This window comes from Hungatella sp. (assembly GCF_046966825.1).
Map to the genome: position 1 here is coordinate 1 of NZ_JBKVCZ010000268.1, position 3154 is coordinate 3154.

General features: G+C 56.9%; 3 protein-coding genes. All 3 read right to left on the bottom strand.

All coding sequences use genetic code 11. The features are described from left to right. Nucleotides 1-415 (bottom strand): iron-containing alcohol dehydrogenase (locus ACLTD4_RS33595; RefSeq protein WP_412331968.1); only part of this gene is annotated, 415 nt, incomplete at its 3' end. Further along, nucleotides 408-1994 (bottom strand): xylulokinase, encoded by a 1587-nt coding sequence (gene xylB / locus ACLTD4_RS33600; protein ID WP_117624170.1) that lies wholly within the window; start codon nt 1992-1994, stop codon nt 408-410. The genes ACLTD4_RS33595 and xylB, both read right to left, overlap by 8 nt. A gap of 9 nt (nt 1995-2003) precedes the next feature. Then, the gene (locus ACLTD4_RS33605; RefSeq protein ID WP_117624171.1) at nt 2004-2990 is read right to left on the bottom strand and encodes an SMP-30/gluconolactonase/LRE family protein; all 987 of its coding nucleotides are present in this window, start codon (nt 2988-2990) and stop codon (nt 2004-2006) included. Between the last annotated feature and the right edge of the window lie 164 nt (nt 2991-3154).

Consider the following 3154-nt stretch of genomic DNA (forward strand, 5'->3'; position numbering starts at 1 on the left):
TGGTTAAGACCACCCCCGTGGGAAGGACTCTCTCCGGCCGCTTCTCCGTATGGTAAAAATCCCACACATCGCCCGGATATAAGACGCCTGCCGCAATGGCCTTCGCCGTGTCGATCACGCTGCCTCCTCCTGCTGCCAGCACGAAATCCAGCCCTTCTCGCCTGCACAGCGAAATCCCCTGACGCACCAGCGACAGTCTGGGATTGGGACGGACGCCCCCCAGCTCCCGGTATTCCACACCAGCCTCTGTCAGTGATTTTGTGATCGCACCGTACGTCCCCGCAGCCTTTAAGCTCTCTCCTCCATACAGCAGCAGAATCCGCCTGGAGTAAGCAGCCGTTTCCCGCCCCACCTCGTTATGGGTTCCCCTTCCAAACAGGATGCGGGTAGGATTGTACCAGATAAAATTATTCATGTTTTTCCCCCATATCTTTCCGATAAGCGCCCAGTTCGCCATAGACTCCCGTCAGAGCGTCATACGCATGGTTAAATATCTCATACAGGCGGTCGTACCGCAGACGGTTTTCCTCCCTCGGCATCACTGTATCCACGATGGTGTTAATCCTTTTCGCCTCGGAGAAATCCCGGTATATTCCCACGCCCACGCCGGCGCACACCGCCGCACCCATGCTGGTTGCCTCCTCCCGGTATGCCGGTATTTTTAATGGCATCTGGAAGATATCCGAGAGAATCCGGGGCCACGTCTGCCCCTTGGCGCCTCCGCCGATCAGCATCAGCTCCTTCATCTCACGTTCCCGCCGCATACTCTCTAAAATAACCCGCAGATTGTATCCAACGCCTTCCAGCACGGCCCTGGATAAGTCATGTTTCCCGGTCGTCACCGACAAGCCCACAAAGGCGCCTCTGGCATCCGGATTCCAGCGCGGTGAGCGCTCCCCCAGAAGATAGGGAAGGTATAGAAGACCACCCGCTCCCGGTGCGGATTCCATGATTCCCCTGTTGATCCGCTCATAAGGGCTTTCTCCCGTTTTCGCGGCCTCCTCCATCTCTCCGCGGCACAGCGCATTGCGGTACCACTGATAAGAATAGCCTGCCGCCTGCATGGTACCGCAGGGAGTATAGAGCTCCGGGTCCAGATGAACCCAGTTAAACGTCCGCATCTCAGGATCGAATAACGGCTCCCTCGACGCCAGCGATATCCAGGACGATGATCCCAGCACCAGATAGGCACTCCCCTCATCCACCACACCGGCCCCGACACAGGCGCAGCTTCCATCCCCGCCTCCGATCACTACAGGAGTTCCCTCCAAAAGTCCTGTGGCCTCTGCGGCTGCTTTCGTCACGCCCCCGGCGATATCGGTCGATGGATGCAGCTCCGGAAGCAGATCTTCATCGAGGTCCAATGCCCTTAATATCTCTTCGGACCACATTTTCGCCCGGATATCGAAGAGATTCGTTCCCGACGCGTCGCTGTAATCCGTCACGAACTCCCCCGTCAGACGGCAGATGATGAAATCTTTGGCATGCAGCATCTTATAACAGCGGCGATAGACGTCCGGCTCGCGGCGGCGCACCCATAAGAGCTTTGCCGCAGAATAGGAGGCGCTGAGCCTGTGGCCCGTAATCTCATATCCGCGCTCCATACCGATACGTTCCACCATCCACCGTTCCTCTTCCACCGCTCTCGTATCCGCCCAGATGATCATCGGGCGCAGGGGATTCCCCTCCCGGTCCACAGGCAGGCAGCCCATCATCTGGGCGCTGAAGGACACGGCGGCTATCCTCTCCGGCCGTATCCCTGTTTTTTCCAGTAGCTCTCTCGTCGATGCACAGACCGCATTCCACCAGTCCTCCGGGGCCTGTTCCACAAACCCCGGCTGCGGGTAACTCGTTGGATATTCGTGGACACAGCTGGCTACCAGCGTTCCGTCTGCGCGATAGAGTGTGGCCTTATTTCCGCTGGTTCCAAGATCGTGGGCCAGAATACAGGTGTCCCCGCGGTCTCCAGCATTTCCTAAAGTTCCCTGTCCCATGGCGCCTCCTTACAGCGGCAGCTGCACCAGAGCAGCCGGCATCTCATGTTTTAAATTCACCTTTCCCGGTCCCGTCACAAGGTCGAAGCAGGAGGCGATAATCCGGCCGTCCCATACAATCGGCTCCCCTGGCTGATCCAGTCCTCCGTCTGCGCCTTTGCAGTCCGGGCTCTGGGCAATCCGCCGTACCGCTCCTCCGGGTGTCACCTGCACGATCGCATTGGCACAGAAATCCGCGATATATAAGTTTCCTTCCTCGTCGAATATCATGCCATCCGTGCTTTTAAGCTCCTCCGGATCCCGGGCGAACAGCGTGTTTTCGTCCAGGCTTCCGTCCTCCTTAAACGTAATCCGGTAAACGGCTCCGTCCCCGAAATTCCCCACATAGAGCCGTCCTTCCCGATCAAAGACAATCCCGTCGGCGCCATACTGGCAGTCCGGATTCTCCGTCACAAAGGTGGCGAAGATATGGCGGTCCTCCAGGGTATTGGTGATCTGAATTCCTTCCTCGTCAAGGCCGAACCGGTATACGCAGCTCACCAGCTTTCCATCCGGCCTCCTGACCGGATGCAGATAGCTCTGTGTGACGTACATGTACCCGCCTCTGATGCGGATACCGTTAGGATGCTCCATGTGTTCCGCCACGACGACAGTCTTTAAGATGTTACCTTCCTCATCTACCGTAAGCTTCAGAATTCTGCCCTTGTACAGCAGCTCTTCCCGTTCGCTCCAGCCCTGGTTGTCGCAGAGATAGAGATTCCACTCGTCATCAAAGGCGATCCCCATATTTCTGGCCACCCCGGTCTCCGGATGAACCGGTACGTCGAACCACTTTCGCACATGGCCCTCTTTATCGATCCGGACCACACAGCCGGAAATGCTGTCATCCGCGTAATTCGGGCAGGACAGCACCAGATTTCCATGGCGGTCTACTGCCATCCCGTCAGGTGTGCATACGTACTCCGGCAGCGTGCAAAACAGTCTGCTCTCTCTCATTCCAACTCCTCCATTTCTAAAATCGAACCACGATTTTCTTCGTATCCGGCTTCTTCGCCTCAATCAGTTCAAATGCGTCGGTAATCCGCTCAAAGGGGATCACATCAGAGATAAAGTCCATGGGATCCAGAACCCCCTGGTTAATCCACGCCATAATCTGGGAA